This is a genomic window from Arthrobacter sp. Bi83 (assembly GCF_918698095.1).
Classification (GTDB): domain Bacteria; phylum Actinomycetota; class Actinomycetes; order Actinomycetales; family Micrococcaceae; genus Arthrobacter.
Map to the genome: position 1 here is coordinate 121,450 of NZ_CAKKLY010000005.1, position 13,557 is coordinate 135,006.

Consider the following 13,557-nt stretch of genomic DNA (forward strand, 5'->3'; position numbering starts at 1 on the left):
GTCTCCGTGTCTATTGATGAGGAGGGGCAGGTGGCACTGACCAGCGCCATCGTGCGGCCCAGTGTTGAGGCGTGGGCGGCACTTCCGCGGCGAGCCCATGTCCGTCGGGAAGGTACTTTCGCGTGGCTTATCGGCGTGCTGACGACGGCCGGGGCCTTCATAGTGGACCGCGGGTGGGAAACCCTTGATGATCCTGCCTGGGCCGGCGCCTACCGCGCCATCGACATGTTCGGGATGGCGAGCATTCTCCTCGCCTTGAGTTTTTCTGTCGTCGGATTCCTGCTCCGCAGATACGCACTGGTGGCTGCACCCTTGGTGTTGCTGGCTGCTGCCATTCCGCACACCCTGGACGGCTATGCGTCAGCGGTCGTGTGGTGGCTGGGCGCTGCCGCAGCCGCCCTGTGGGCCGTCAGTGCGGCTGCTCGGCCGTGGCATCAGTTGCGTGCGGTCTGTCGTCTCGCGCAGGCTTCCCTCACGGGACGCACGACGGCGGTGGGCCCTAACGCCGTACGGGCAGGAAACCGGGCGCTTCGACGTGGCCTGCTGAGGCTTCCGCTGTTTCTGGCTGCGGCGTGCGGCGGCTGGGCACTGGCCTTCGGGGTGTTGCCCACGGAGCTTGGCCATACCTACGAGGAACTGGGGGAAGCGTCGTCGTCTAGCTTTTTTGCGGCGGCGGGAACCGCGGCGAGCATCGTCGCCATCGCCGAAGCGGTCAGTCAGGTGTGGCGGACGTACGCCTATGGCCGGGTGGGACGGAGCTTGGTCTGGGAAATACCCTCCGGCCGCGGCGTGGCGTCATGGTGTCCATACGCAAGAAACGATGCCGGGCAGGTGCCGATGGAGGCCGCTGAAGCGCCCGGCTGCAACTGTTTGGCGGAGTTCCGCCGGGCCTTCCCCGATGGGGAGAACGATCTCATGTGGAACGAAGGAGTGCCTGCCGCGGACTACTGCCCAATACATGGCCTCGACCGGATCAACGAGCTGACTCCCACGGAGTTCACCGCACTCGCTGAGGAAACCTGGCTGTGGGATGCAGGCTCCGATCTGCCGGAACCTGCAGACCCGGATGCCAGACGGTTGCTCCTGTACGGCCTTGCCGGGCACACCTTTGCCGGTATTCCCGTCCGGAAGCACGGCGGCCGCATCGACGCGGACTTCCCAGGAGTCACCCCTGTGCGTGAAGCCGATCCGGCAATCTTCGGCCCGTGGTGGGACAAACCACTACGCCCCGAGGCAGGGGCGCAGGACATCATCGATCTCCGACCAGCCGGCTATACCGGATCCGCATTCCGATACCGGCATGGCAGAGCATGGTTTGAGACCGCGCCGCCTTTCGCCGCCAGACCAGAACCCTGACATCCCGGCTTGGCCTGTCCAGGCCTTTGTGCCGTGGCCAGGCTCGGGCATCCGTTGGCGCGGCAGGCTGCCGAAGGCAGGGCAAGCTGACATACTGCTTTGTGAGCCTTGGGGGATCACTTGAAAATCGTGCTGTACGTCATCTGGGCGCTGTTCGTTGCCGGCGTCATTTACTCCGTCATCCACGCGGTCAGGAAGAACAGACAGCACGAGCAGATGGCAGCCGATTGGCCGCGCGTGCAGGCCACCGTGACCGGCAGCCGCGCCGGCTGGAGCGGCGGTACCGGCAACATGACGCCCAACCGGCGCTTCTGGCCCACGTACCAGTTCACCGACGAGCACGGTAGGCCGTTCGGAGGAGAATCCGAGGTCTCGTTTGCGGAGCAGCCGGTACCCGGATCGCCGGTGGAGGTCGCCTACAACCCGGCCGACCCCAACGAGTCTTTCCATGTCTCCTCCCAGACAAGAACCGCGCTGGGCTGCCTGAGTCTGTTCTTCGCCGTCTTTGCCGTCGCCCTGTTCTGGTTCATCGGCGTCTTCCCGCTGGGCTGATCCGCCTTCCGCCACCCGTAAGCACAGCGAACTCGTGGAGCAACATCGTGAACAAAATCCTGGCGGCAGCAGCCGTAGTCGCACTGCGTAAGTTCAGGCGCCGACAGCATCTGGCTGGTGGCCTCCGAGGGAGAGCGCCCGTCCCGGCCGCTCTGCTGGCGTTCAGCCTGCTCCTGACCGGCTGCACCGTGACCAGCGGGCCGAGGACGTCCACAACGACGGCTACACTCGCCCCCGGCGCCTTCTCCATGCTCGATGACGCAGGCGTCGAGCAGATCAAGGCGAGCCGGACCGCCCGGCTGGACATGAGTTCTGGGACTCTCGAGAAAGCTGCCGTCAACGTGGGCGTCAGCGAAAATTTCGGGCCCGAGATCAACACCAAGGGTGCCGGTAAGATCGATCTCACGATCGTGGGTCCGGCCGGGGAGGTCACCGGAAAGACGGACAGGATCCGCTTCCTTTCGGGGGAAACACGGGCGGACTTCAGCGAGGTCACGTACTTCCTCACAGCGGGATCCAGGGAGGAGTTCTACGAGCTCATCCGTGACGGCGTGCAGCGCTACGGCATCGCCAAGGAATCCGCCGAAGGCTGGATCAGCTCCACTGAGAGCGACCCGGCCAGTAAGAGCGACTTTTCCATCACGTCGGGCTTCGCCACTGGCCTTGAGGTGAACTACGACCTCCGCTACAACGGGGCCAAAGGCGTCCAGGTCATCATCGTCCACGTCCACCCCGCCGCCTAACCGCGACGCAGCGGGAGGAGTGCCCGCGAGCTCCGTTAGGGATCCGGCGACCAGCCCAGGGGCGTCACCTATGCGGTTTCGACAAGCTCAACCAGCGATGCCGGGGTCGAGCAGCTGGGCGAGGTGGCGTCCGGGCCGCTCGGTGTCCAGGTGCTTGACCTGCATGGCGCAGGAGAAGCCGTCCGTCAGCACCACGGACTCCCCGCTGGTCTCGCGCAGTGCCGGCGCCAGCGCCTGCTCGGCCACCAGCATGCTCACTTCGAAGTGCTCCTTCTCGAAGCCGAAGTTGCCTGCCACGCCGCAGCACCCGGTGGCGTCCACCACGTCGGTGATGCCGACGGCGGTCAGCGCGGCGCGCTGTGTTCCGGCACCAAAAACCGAGTACTCGTGGCAGTGCGTCTGCAGCACCACCTGCTCCGGCAGCGGTTCGGACGGCGCCGGCGACCAGCCGGCCCGTGCCAGCTGGTCCACATGCGAAGCGAAGCTCCGCACCCGTGCCGCCACCCGTTTGGCCTGGTCCGTGTGGACCAACTCCGGCAGATCCTTGCGCAGCGCGGCCGCACAGCTGGGCTCCACCACCACAATGGGGCGGTCCGTGCCGTCGTCGAGCACTTCGGCGGCCTTGCCCAGCAGCTTCTCTGCGGTGTCGAGCTGGCCGGTGGAGATCCAGGTCAGACCACAGCACGCGTCGGCCGAGCACTCGGTCCGCTCCCCCGCGGCGGTAAGCACGCGGGCAGCTGCGCCTGCGACCTCGGGGCGGAAACCCCTGGTGAACGTGTCCACGAACAGCACCACGCCGTCGTCTGTATTGACTGCACCGGCACCGCCGGCACTCAGGCGAGTCCCGCCGTCGTGCCTCCTGCCGTTCCTGCCCGGCATCACCACGCCGGCCGCGGCAACCTGCTTGCGCCATTCGCTGCCGCCGGCGAACCGTGGCATGGAACGTTCGGTGGTCATCCCGCCCAGCGTGGCTGCCACCTTCGCCAGCGGCGTGGCCAGTACGGCGTTGACCAGCGGCGCCGTGCGGCCGGTGATCTTCAGCCAGCGAGGCAGCCAGCCCAGGGAGAAGTGCGAGATCGGACGCATCCGGCCCCGGTAGTAGTGGTCGAAGAATTCCGACTTGTAGCTGGCCATGTCCACGCCCGTGGGGCAGTCGCTGGAGCACGCCTTGCAGGACAGGCAGAGGTCCAGGACCTCGCGGACCTCCTCGGACTTCCAGCCCTCCTCCACGGTGCGCGCCCCGCGGACCATGTCCTGCAGCACCCGGGAACGGCCGCGGGTGGAGTCCTTCTCGTCGCGGGTGGCCCGGTAGCTGGGGCACATCACGCCGCCGGCGTCCGTGCGGCAGCGGCCCACGCCGATGCAACCCTGGACGGCGTGGACCCACGGGTCGATCCCGCTACCACCGGCGTGCGCCGGGTTGTCCGTCTCCGCAGCCGACCCGCCGCCGGAGTGCAGCGGCCGGAGGTCGAAGCTGGTACGCCACTCCCGCTCCGGCACGCCGTCCAGCGACAGGTTCTCATCCATCGGGTCCGGGTCCGTGAGTGACCCCGGGTTCAGGATGCCCGCCGGGTCCCACAGGCTGCGGTAGGCGGCAAACGCCTCCAGCATCCGCGGCGAATACATGAGCGGCAGCAGCTGCGACCGGGCCCGGCCGTCGCCGTGCTCGCCGGAGAGCGAGCCGCCGTGCCGCACCACCAGCCGCGCGGCGTCGGCCGAGAACCGACGGAACACGTCCCGGCCCTCCGCCGCGCGCAGGTCGTACGTGATGCGGATGTGCATGCAACCGGCGCCGAAGTGCCCGTACATGACGCCCTGCAGGCCGTAGCTGTCCAGCAGTCCGCGAAAGTCCGCCAGATAGTCGGCCAGGTTCTCCGGCGCGACGGCGGAATCCTCCCACCCGGGCCAGGACTCACCGCCTGTGGAAAGACGGGACGACAGCCCGGCGCCGTCCTCGCGCACGCGCCACAGCGATGCCCGCTGGGTTGGGTCGGGAACGGGCCGGCCCGCCACGAGGCGCCCGTTCTGCCGCAGCCGCTCGAGCAGCCTGTTGGCCTCGGCCGCGACTTCGGCGGGGTCGTCGCCGTCGAGGTCCACGTACAGCCAGGCCTTGCCCTCCGGCAGCCCCAGCACCGCGCCCTCGCCGCGGCGGAAGCGCATGGTGTCCACGATCGCCTCGTCAATGCCTTCCACAGCGGCCGGGCGGGGTCCCGGTCTCCCGGCACACCGCGAGCGCTGCCTCCACGTCCTCCACGGACCGCGGGAACACCACGGCCAGCGGCGGCACCCGGTAGTTGGAGGCGTCGTACGCGTACTCGGCCAGGCGGCGCGGCGAACTGTCGGCGCTGATCCCCGCTGCGAACAACCTTTCCAGCACCTTCTGCTGTGCGGCGTTATGCACCGTGCCGGACTCTTCAGCGGAAGGTACGACGGCGGCGGCGTCCGTAGCGGCGGTAGCGTCAGTCTGCTTCATATTGGCCAGCGTAGTCCTCAGGTGTCTCCTTCAGCTGGCGCAGCCACGCCTTCAGCTGGCTGGCGTCCGGTGCCATCAGGACCCGCTGTTTGATGCCTTCCCTTAGCCCTGTGATGAACGGGCCCGGGTCGCCGGAGCCAGCCGCGTCCGAGGCATTCTCCGCTATCCATGGATCCTGGATGGTCTTCGGCGATTCAATCCCTGCGTGCACCAGCGCGCCCACCACTTCCACCCGGAACGGGTAGATGTGCCAGGCATCTCCGCTGCCTGGCACGGCTTCCGCCCGGCGCACAAGCGCCGCCAGCCTGCACAGCCGTTTGAGGACCAAGGGGCTTACCTGAAGGTAGGCGCTGATGTCACTCTGCCCCACTTCCTTCTGGTGCAGGTCACCGGGCTTTGCTAGGCCTGCTTCCCGGAGCTGCTTCTCATAGGGCGCGAATGCCTCCAGCTTCCAGAAGTCCTGCCGGGCCGTCACGCCCAGAAACTGAAGAAAGGCCGGGCTGGAACGGAGGTCCTTCAGCTCGGGATCCTGCCGCGCCCATACCTTGAGTCCCGGGATCGTAAAGGCATACCTCAGCTTCTCCGTGACTTCGGCTTCGCTAGCCAGTCCGCCCTTCCTGGCAATGCTGCAGGCGGCAGCGTAAGCCGCGCCGGGCGCGAGTGAGGCGCATGCCTCGTTGTACCAAGTGACGAAGTACGGGAGCGGGTGGCCAGTGGACGGGCTTGCTATTTTCTCCCAGGCTTTGGCGCCCGCGTCGGCTTCCGCGTCGGATGCTACGCCGCTGCCGGCTCCGAAAAGGTCGTGGTAAGCGAGTGCAGCATGCAGGCGCATGCCGTGAGCCAGTGGTCCGGGGACGCGAACGCGCCTGCCGGGCTCGAGCGAGTTCAGCAGATCATGGGCACGTGCCCGGGCTTGTGAACGTAGCGCCTTGAATTCGTCCGTCACGGGCAAGTTGAGAACTGCGCTCAGGAAGGTCATTTCAATCCGGTACAGCAGACACGTGTAGCCCGCCGCCGACTTGGTCTCGGCGTCCATGTCGTTTCTCATCGCTTTGGCCTTGTGAGACAGCCAATCCGCATACTTCTTGAATGTTTGTGAGTCAGTAGCGTGCCGGTACATTCGGTTTTGCAGCGCTATTTCTGCCAGCATGTTCTCCGGGTCCAAATCAATGGCCTTACCCAAGAGCGTCCTCCCAGGATCCCCTGCTGCCCATTCCTCCGTGGTCGCTATGTCATGCAAACCGAGACTCCGCCAGTCCGTCGCACCGCACAATCCCTCGAATCCGTGGTGCTTGCCTGCCAGCGTGACGAGCACGAAGGCGGCAGCCATTTTGTGCAGCTCCGACGCTGTTCCAGAGCCCGGTTTCGCCTGCGATCCCTTTCCGGCCGGCGCCGCTCCTCCCCCCGCCTTCCCCGGCAGGCCAAGTGCCGTCCGGTCTATGGTGGCCGCGGCCACCGCCCAACTGTTGCGCGTCATGGCAACCGTTATCGAATTCTCGTTGGCAGGCGAAACCACCACGTTCCACGGCGTGACACCAAATATTGAAGTCAGTATCTTTTGGGCCGCCGCCAGAACCTTGTTGCTGAGTGCGACGGTGAGGGCGCTGTCTCCCAGTGCCGACACATCTGTGCCCTGAGGGACCTCGATTCCGCGCGGAGGTGCGGCGCCAAGTTCGTCGAGGAGTGCGGCAACATAAGAGGCGTCAGCTTTGCTTGGCTCGTCGTCGTCGCCGCGAACCTCCAGCGAGATGCGAAGCCTGCTGCTGAGATAGAAGGCCAGGGACGCTGCACCGGCGAAAGGGACCAGGCACACGCCGGCGAGCGCCCAGAAGGTGCCTGCGTCTAAACTCTCTGCTTTCAGCGCCGCCAGCACGGAAACTATCCAATAGGAACCCCCGAATATCAGTCCCAGACCGGCAAATAGCAGCACTGCCCGCAGCACAGAAGTAACTTTGAAAAAAGGCATCTTCGGGACAAAGGCGAGAAGCCTCCCGATGAGCAGAAAGAAAACCACAAGGCCAAGCAACGCCAGCCCCGCACCTGACAACGGGGTAGCAACGTTCTTGACAAAGCGGTCCCAGTCATTGGCCGCCTGCTTCGCAGGGTTGGTCTCGGGTTTCTGGGGCTCGTCTGCCATCTGCTGGGCCTTCAGGATGGCGTTGAGCCGTTGTTCCTCGCACGCCGTGCTCATGGTCTGGGCCTGTTGAGGCACTGGCCCGCGAATCTTGTCGATAAGCGCCAGCGCATCCGCGGGTCTCTTGTTGCTCGTGAGCTCCTGGGCCTTTTTGCACGCGTCTTGAAGGGGCTGCGCTGGTGCGGCGATTGCGCCCGCCGTCTCACCTGCTGCGTCCGCCCGGCCCACGACGAACCCTGGTCCGGCAGGGACGAATAGCACGGCAAGTGACAGCAACATGCCTAGGAGTAAGGCCCTGGCTTTTCGCAGCCGGTGTCGATCGAGGAAGGTTTCTGATACTGCCACAGGTATCGAAGCAGCTGCATTCGAAAGTTCTCTGCTCATGGTTTTCGCCGACCTTAGGAGCCGTTGTGGCTAATTTTGCGCTCGTAACGGATAAAGGGAAAGAGCGGTTTTGGCAGGTTGAATGTGCCTGCTGACGGTCGATAAAGGCGATGGCCTGCGACTCCGACATGCAAAATGGCCCCGGCAGACTCAGAGGTCTGTCGGGGCCATTCGTCGTTAAGGTCAGGGCATCCACCTTGGCGGAGGCCGCTCAGAGGCGCTACTTCGCCGTAATCGTCCAGTCACCCTCGGACTTGATCTGCACGAAGCCGGGCGTCAGCTGGACCGTGCCGCTGTAGGTGCCATCCTCGTCGACCGGCAGTTCCGGAGCGTCGGCACCGAAGCCCTCCACCAGAAACTGACCTTCGCCCTTGTTGGTAATGGCAGCCTTGTCGGTGGGCGCGTCCCAGTAGATGACTTTGTCACCGTGCCCGCTTGCCTTGCCGGTGGCCGTGGGGACGGCGTCCACATCCTCCACCTTCAGGGTCCAGGCTGCGTCGGCGCTGATGGCGAACTCGGAGGTTGCGGAACCGGTGCTGGTGTCCACAAGGTGGGAGCCGGTGTAGCCGCCGACGGTGTTCACGAGCATGATTTCGGCCCCGTTCGTCTCCAGAACCGTGTTGCCCGAGCACGCCTTGCAGGTGAAGGTCACCAGCGCCGGTATCCCCTTCAGGTCCACAGTCTTGACGTCGTCGCCGGTTCCCGCGAAGGACTGCGCAATCAGACGGGGACGGTCATCGCCGGCAACAGCTTCCTCGGATGCCCCAGCCGACGCGGAAGGAGACGGAGCCGCGGACTCGTCCGTGAGAGGCGCAGCCGAGACGATCGGCGACGTGCCGGCGCTGTTGATGGCCAGTGCCGCGCCGGCCCCGATGACGGCACCCACGAGGCTGCCGCCCACCACGAGCACCGCGGAGACGGCAATCGCCACCACCCTGTGCTGCGCATAGCCCGCCAACGGCCGGCCGGCCTTGTCCCGCTGCTTCCCCGCCAGGATGAGGATCAGGTCAATGAGGGTCCAGAAGCCCAAGCCGCCGGCAGTCAGCAGCTTGGCAATGCCTGTGCCGATCTTGCCAAGGTAGAAGCGGTCCACGCCCAGGCCGCCGAGGAACAGGGACAGCAGCCAGGTGGTGACGAAGAACTTCTCCGGAGCCGCCCCGAACTGCGGAGCGTACTGCTTGCCCGCGTACTGCCCCTGCCCAAACCCGCCGGGGCTCTGCTGGCCTTCAAAAAACCCCAGCGCACCATAGGTGGTGTAGTCGGGCGCCGGCGGAGGTGGAGGCGGGGTCTGGCCGGGCTGGCTCATGGCTGTCCTTTCGGGCTGGCGACGGCAGGGGTCACCGATTTGGGCGGGGTGATGGGTTTGCGGCGAGTGCCGCGGGTGGCTGCTGAGCCGTTTGGCGGACCATCGGCTCGGCGGGAAGGGGAGTTTGCAGGTAGCGCTGGGGACCGCCCGGACTCTCAGCTTTTGAGGGCTGGCTGGTTCCGGACGGCGCAATGAGTCAGGACGGCGCAGTGAGTCACAGGAGTGAGTTCACCGGAAGTGACACGAGTGATCCCACTAGAGTGTTTTCACGACTGATTTCACACGGCTTTATCGCTTGCACATGCGCTGATGTCCCCCAGTTTGACGCTCCGGCGTCTCCGCCCCCTGAAGGGATATTACACGTGCCCGGACAGTCAAAACAGCACTGTCCACGCCGGTGCGGCGAACGTCACCAGTGCCTACTGCCTGATCTTCGCCACCGTCATCAAAAAGGCTGAATCTTCCTCTGCGTCCAGGCTGTGCAGCCCGTCCGGAATGATCAGCAAATCACCTGTTTTGCCCTGCCAGGATTCGCCGCCGGACCGCAGCCAAAGCGAGCCGCGGAGGACAAAAATGGTTGCCTCGCCGGGGTTCTGGTGCTCACTGAGACTCGTCCCCGCTTTAAGCGCCATGACCGTTTGGCGCATCACCTTCTCGTGCCCGCCGAACACGGTGTCGGCAGCCCGCCCGCTGCCGGCCGAAACTGCAGCCTCGAGCTGCTGCGTGGCCAGTGCGTCAATCGAAATCTTCTGCATGGGGCAACCGTACCCACCGGCGGGGCGCAGGGAAATGGGCAATCGCTCCAGGCCCGCCCAGGCCACCGTAAGAGTTCACGCCCCCAGGCGGTTCCCCGCCCCAGTCCGAAGCCCACGGCCCCTCTGACCGCTGACCCTTGAACCGATGAACTGCGGCCGGCAGGGAGGTGCCGGCCGGAGTTCACCGACATGACGCCCGGCGAACCTGGGACTAGGGTAGATTCCACGGCTGAAGACACCCGGCCAATGGATCGCACCCACGGAGCTGCCACCATGACCGAGGCCCTCGCCCCCGCTGCCGCCAGTGACACCCATGCCAGTGACACCAACGCCACCCCCACCGAAAACACCACCGATTACGACGCCGGCCTCCGCCAGCTCGCTGCCGGAACCTTCGGACTCCCCCACCTCCGCGACGGCCAGCTCGCCGGGATGCGCGCGCTTGCCGCCGGCCGCGATGTCCTCGCCGTGATGCCCACCGGCTACGGAAAGTCGGCCATCTACCAGGTGGCCGCGCTGCACCTGCACCAAAACCGAGCCGGCCACAGCGGAAGCCCGGATGCCCCCGCAGGCGGTCCCGCCGTCGTCGTTTCCCCGCTGATCGCGCTGCAGGAGGACCAGCTGGACGGCCTGCTGGAGGACCTCGGCGGGGACGCCGCCGTCGCCATCAACTCGGGCCGCAGCGATTCCGAAGTGAACGGCGCCTGGGAAGCCGCCGAACGCGGCGACGCCGTCTTCCTCTTCCTCGCCCCCGAGCAGCTGGCCAAGACCGAAACCGTGGAGCGCCTCGCCGCCCTGAACGTCTCGCTGTTCGTGGTGGACGAGGCCCACTGCGTCTCGTCCTGGGGCCACGATTTCCGCCCCGACTACCTCCGACTCGGCGAGGTCCGTGGGCAGCTGGGCAACCCGCCCGTCGTCGGCCTCACCGCCACCGCCTCTCCCCCGGTCCGCGACGAAATCCAGCAGCGCCTGCGCATGAAGGACGCGCTGGTCCTGGTCCACGGCTTCGACCGGCCCAACATCCGGCTCGACGTGGTCCGCCACCTTGAGGACCGGGACAAGCGCCGCGCCGTGGTGGAGCAGGTGGCTGAACTCAAGGGTCCGGGCCTGCTCTACGCCGCCACCCGCAAGGACACCGAGGCGTACGCCGCTGAGCTCACCGAGCGCGGGCTGCGCGCAGAGGCCTACCACGCCGGGCGGAAACAGAGTGAGCGGGACCGCGCCCACGAGCAGTTCCTCGACGACGGGCTCGACCTCGTGGTGGCCACCACCGCGTTCGGCATGGGCATCGACAAGCCCAACGTCCGCTTCGTCATCCACGCCGACATCCCCGATTCCCTGGACAGCTACTACCAGGAGATCGGCCGCTCGGGGCGCGACGGCGAACCGGCCGCCGCCGTCCTGCACTACCGGCTCGAAGACTTGGGCCTGCGCAAATTCTTCGGCACGCACACTCCGGACGAGGAATCGCTCATGGCTGTTCTTGTTGTCCTGCGCGCCGCTGACGGACCGTTGAAGCAGAAAGCCCTTGCCGGGCAGACCGGCTTTTCCCCGCGGAAGCTCACCGGATTGCTGAACCAGCTGCAGGAGACGCGCGCCGTGAAGACCGGCAAGCGCGGCATCCGGCTGGAATCCGGCGCCAAGCTGCCCGCGGTGGTGGAGCGCGCCGTCGAACTCGCCGAAGCGCGCCAGCGCGTGGACCGCTCGCGCATCGAGATGATGCGCGGCTATGCCGAGACTGACTCCTGCCGGCGCCAGTTCCTGCTGGGCTACTTCGGCGAGGACCTCCCCGAGCCCTGCGGCAACTGCGACAACTGCGCCGACGGCTCCGCCTACGAGGAGGATTACGACGACGGCGCCGCGGCCGCCGCGGGCGGGGAACCGTTCCCGCTCCAGGCCTCTGTTGTTCACAAGGAGTGGGGGCCGGGCCTGGTGATGCGGCACGAGGAGGACGTGATCACCGTGCTGTTCGAGCAGGAAGGCTACAAGACGCTGTCCCGGCAGGCCGTCCAGGAGGGCAAGCTGCTGACACTCGCGAAGTGACGGCCAGCCCCGCCGAATCAGGAAGGGGAAGGCCACTTACTCCCGGGACCGTCCGGTGCCAGAGTCGGAACATGACTGAACAGCCAGGCGGACTGGTTCTGACCTTGGAATGTACTCTCGATGCGCCCCGTGAGCGCATCTTCAGCCTGCTGACCGAACAGCCGGAACTGGTGAAATGGTGGGGGCCGCGCGGCTTCACGACGCCTGAAGCGGAAGTCAACCTCCGCGAGGGCGGCGCTTACCGCCTGTCGATGCAACCGCCGGACGGCGATCTGTTCCACCTGGCCGGCGAGTTTTTCGAGAACGACCCGCCGAATCGACTCGTCTATACGTTCCATTGGGAAGAACCCACTCCGGACGACCGTGAAACCGTCGTCACACTGTCCCTTGAGACCGCAGGTAACGCCACGCTTCTCACGCTCTCGCAGACTGGGTTCGCGACGGAGGAGCGCCTTACCCTGCACCGGGACGGCTGGACCGAGAGCTTCGATAAACTCCGGATGCTGGCCAGGGCCTAGGAAATCGACGACAGGGCGCGCCGTCACACGTTGACAGGGAGACGTGACCCGTGCCATATTTCTTGCATGAGCAACCTGTTGGACAGCTGGACAGTTGGACAAGACAAGGTGATCCGGGTCGGCGCCGCCGAAGCCGTGTTCACCTCCCTCCGAAACGCCATCGAAGGCGGCAAGATCCCCGTCGGCGCCAGGCTGGATTCCGAGGCATCCCTGGCACAGCAGTACGGCGTGAGCCGGTCCATGGTCCGTGAAGCACTTCGTTCGTGCAACGCACTCGGGCTGACGGCAACGTACACGGGAAAAGGCACGTTCGTCATCGCCGACCGCGTTGCCCAGGACCTCAAGCTCGGCAAGTATTCGGCACGTGACCTTGTGGAGGCGCGCCCCCACATCGAGGTGCCGGCCGCTGCCTTGGCTGCCGAACGCCGGACTCCCGAGGATGTGGAGGCACTGCGCGAAATCCTTGATGCGATGGCGGACGAGGACGACCTCCAGCACTGGGTGCTTCTGAACGCCGAGTTCCACGCCACCATAGCCCGGTGCAGCGGCAACGGCGTCTTTGCAGGCGTGTTGTCAGACATCCGCGAGGCCATGGCGGACCAGTCGAACACCCTCAACCTGGTAGCTGACCGGCGCAAGGCATCTGACGCCGAACACACGCGCATCTTCAATGCCATTGAGCGGGGATCCGCACAGGAAGCGTCCCGGGCAATGACAAGGCACCTCCACGGGGTGGAGTGCGCTCTGGTCAGCATCGTCCCCGGCGGCGAGAAATAACCATCGAGACGGCTGAATCCTTCTGCCTCCGCGTTGCCTCAACCACTGTTGTCTGGACCGCCTTGCTTGAACTACGTTCTTGATCCGCCCCGCCCGGACCACTTTGCCGGGCCACCTTGCCGGGACGCTGCTGCCTGAACAGCTGCTGACGGTGGCGCATGCCCGGCTACTCCATGATGCGGCGCACCGCTGTTCGGCGTCCTGGGCGGCGGCCATCACCCAGGCCCCACAGACCACTGATTTCCACCGCAGACCAATAACTTCCACCGCAGACCAATAACTTCTGTCCAATCCCGTCAATGAAGCCGTGAGGACCCATCATGACCATCACCAATACCGCTCCGGACGTCCGTTCCGAGCATGATCTCCTGGGTGACCGGGACGTTCCAGCCGCCGCGTACTGGGGTGTGCACACGCTCCGGGCCGTGGAGAACTTCCCCATCACCGGCCAGCCGCTGTCCACGAACATGCACCTGGTCCGCGGCCTGGCCGCCGTGAAACTCGCCGCCGCCCGCA

At 66.0% G+C, this 13,557-nt stretch carries 11 protein-coding genes and 1 pseudogene; 7 read left to right on the forward strand and 5 right to left on the reverse strand.

Translation table 11 applies throughout. The features are described 5' to 3' along the window. Nucleotides 1–6: 6 nt before the first annotated feature. The 3 genes from LQ144_RS04800 (at nt 7) to LQ144_RS04810 (ending at nt 2,651) form a co-directional block, all read left to right on the forward strand. Nucleotides 7–1,356: a hypothetical protein gene (locus LQ144_RS04800; protein ID WP_230117426.1), complete on the forward strand. Its 1,350-nt coding sequence runs from the start codon at nt 7–9 to the stop codon at nt 1,354–1,356. Between the two features lie 120 nt (nt 1,357–1,476). Beyond that, entirely contained in the window at nt 1,477–1,908 is a 432-nt protein-coding gene (locus LQ144_RS04805; RefSeq protein WP_230117427.1) for a DUF3592 domain-containing protein, read from the forward strand. A 47-nt stretch (nt 1,909–1,955) separates the two neighbouring features. Next, entirely contained in the window at nt 1,956–2,651 is a 696-nt protein-coding gene (locus LQ144_RS04810; RefSeq protein WP_230117428.1) for a hypothetical protein, read from the forward strand. An 87-nt stretch (nt 2,652–2,738) separates the two neighbouring features. Here the strand turns inward: LQ144_RS04810 and LQ144_RS04815 are convergent, their stop codons facing one another. The 5 genes from LQ144_RS04815 to LQ144_RS04835 all read right to left on the reverse strand — a co-directional run bounded on the left by LQ144_RS04815 (nt 2,739) and on the right by LQ144_RS04835 (nt 9,703). Next, nucleotides 2,739–4,844, reverse strand: a complete 2,106-nt coding sequence (locus LQ144_RS04815) for an FAD-linked oxidase C-terminal domain-containing protein (protein WP_230117429.1) — start codon at nt 4,842–4,844, stop codon at nt 2,739–2,741. Next, a complete protein-coding gene (locus tag LQ144_RS04820) occupies nt 4,831–5,124 on the reverse strand; it encodes a hypothetical protein (RefSeq protein ID WP_230117430.1) in 294 nt (97 codons plus the stop codon). Before LQ144_RS04820 ends, LQ144_RS04815 begins: the two co-directional genes overlap by 14 nt. Further along, nucleotides 5,111–7,537, reverse strand: a complete 2,427-nt coding sequence (locus tag LQ144_RS04825; RefSeq protein ID WP_230117431.1) for a hypothetical protein — start codon at nt 7,535–7,537, stop codon at nt 5,111–5,113. Before LQ144_RS04825 ends, LQ144_RS04820 begins: the two co-directional genes overlap by 14 nt. Before the next feature lie 325 nt (nt 7,538–7,862). Beyond that, the gene (locus LQ144_RS04830) at nt 7,863–8,948 is read right to left on the reverse strand and encodes a TM2 domain-containing protein (RefSeq protein WP_230117432.1); all 1,086 of its coding nucleotides are present in this window, start codon (nt 8,946–8,948) and stop codon (nt 7,863–7,865) included. 419 nt (nt 8,949–9,367) lie between these two features. Further along, on the reverse strand, nt 9,368–9,703 hold the full coding sequence (locus LQ144_RS04835) for a cupin domain-containing protein (protein WP_230117433.1): 336 nt from the start codon (nt 9,701–9,703) through the stop codon (nt 9,368–9,370). A 246-nt stretch (nt 9,704–9,949) separates the two neighbouring features. Here LQ144_RS04835 and LQ144_RS04840 point away from each other — a divergent pair, with 246 nt between their 5' ends. The 4 genes and pseudogenes from LQ144_RS04840 to aspA all read left to right on the forward strand — a co-directional run. After that, nucleotides 9,950–11,746, forward strand: a complete 1,797-nt coding sequence (locus LQ144_RS04840) for an ATP-dependent DNA helicase RecQ (protein WP_230117434.1) — start codon at nt 9,950–9,952, stop codon at nt 11,744–11,746. Between the two features lie 71 nt (nt 11,747–11,817). After that, complete coding sequence (locus LQ144_RS04845; RefSeq protein WP_230117435.1) at nt 11,818–12,264, forward strand: SRPBCC domain-containing protein; 447 nt, start codon at nt 11,818–11,820, stop codon at nt 12,262–12,264. 66 nt (nt 12,265–12,330) lie between these two features. Then, nucleotides 12,331–13,041, forward strand: coding sequence for a FadR/GntR family transcriptional regulator (locus tag LQ144_RS04850; RefSeq protein WP_230117436.1), 711 nt, complete (start codon nt 12,331–12,333; stop codon nt 13,039–13,041). 320 nt (nt 13,042–13,361) lie between these two features. Beyond that, nucleotides 13,362–13,557, forward strand: a pseudogene (aspA, locus tag LQ144_RS04855) (aspartate ammonia-lyase); the annotation flags it as partial.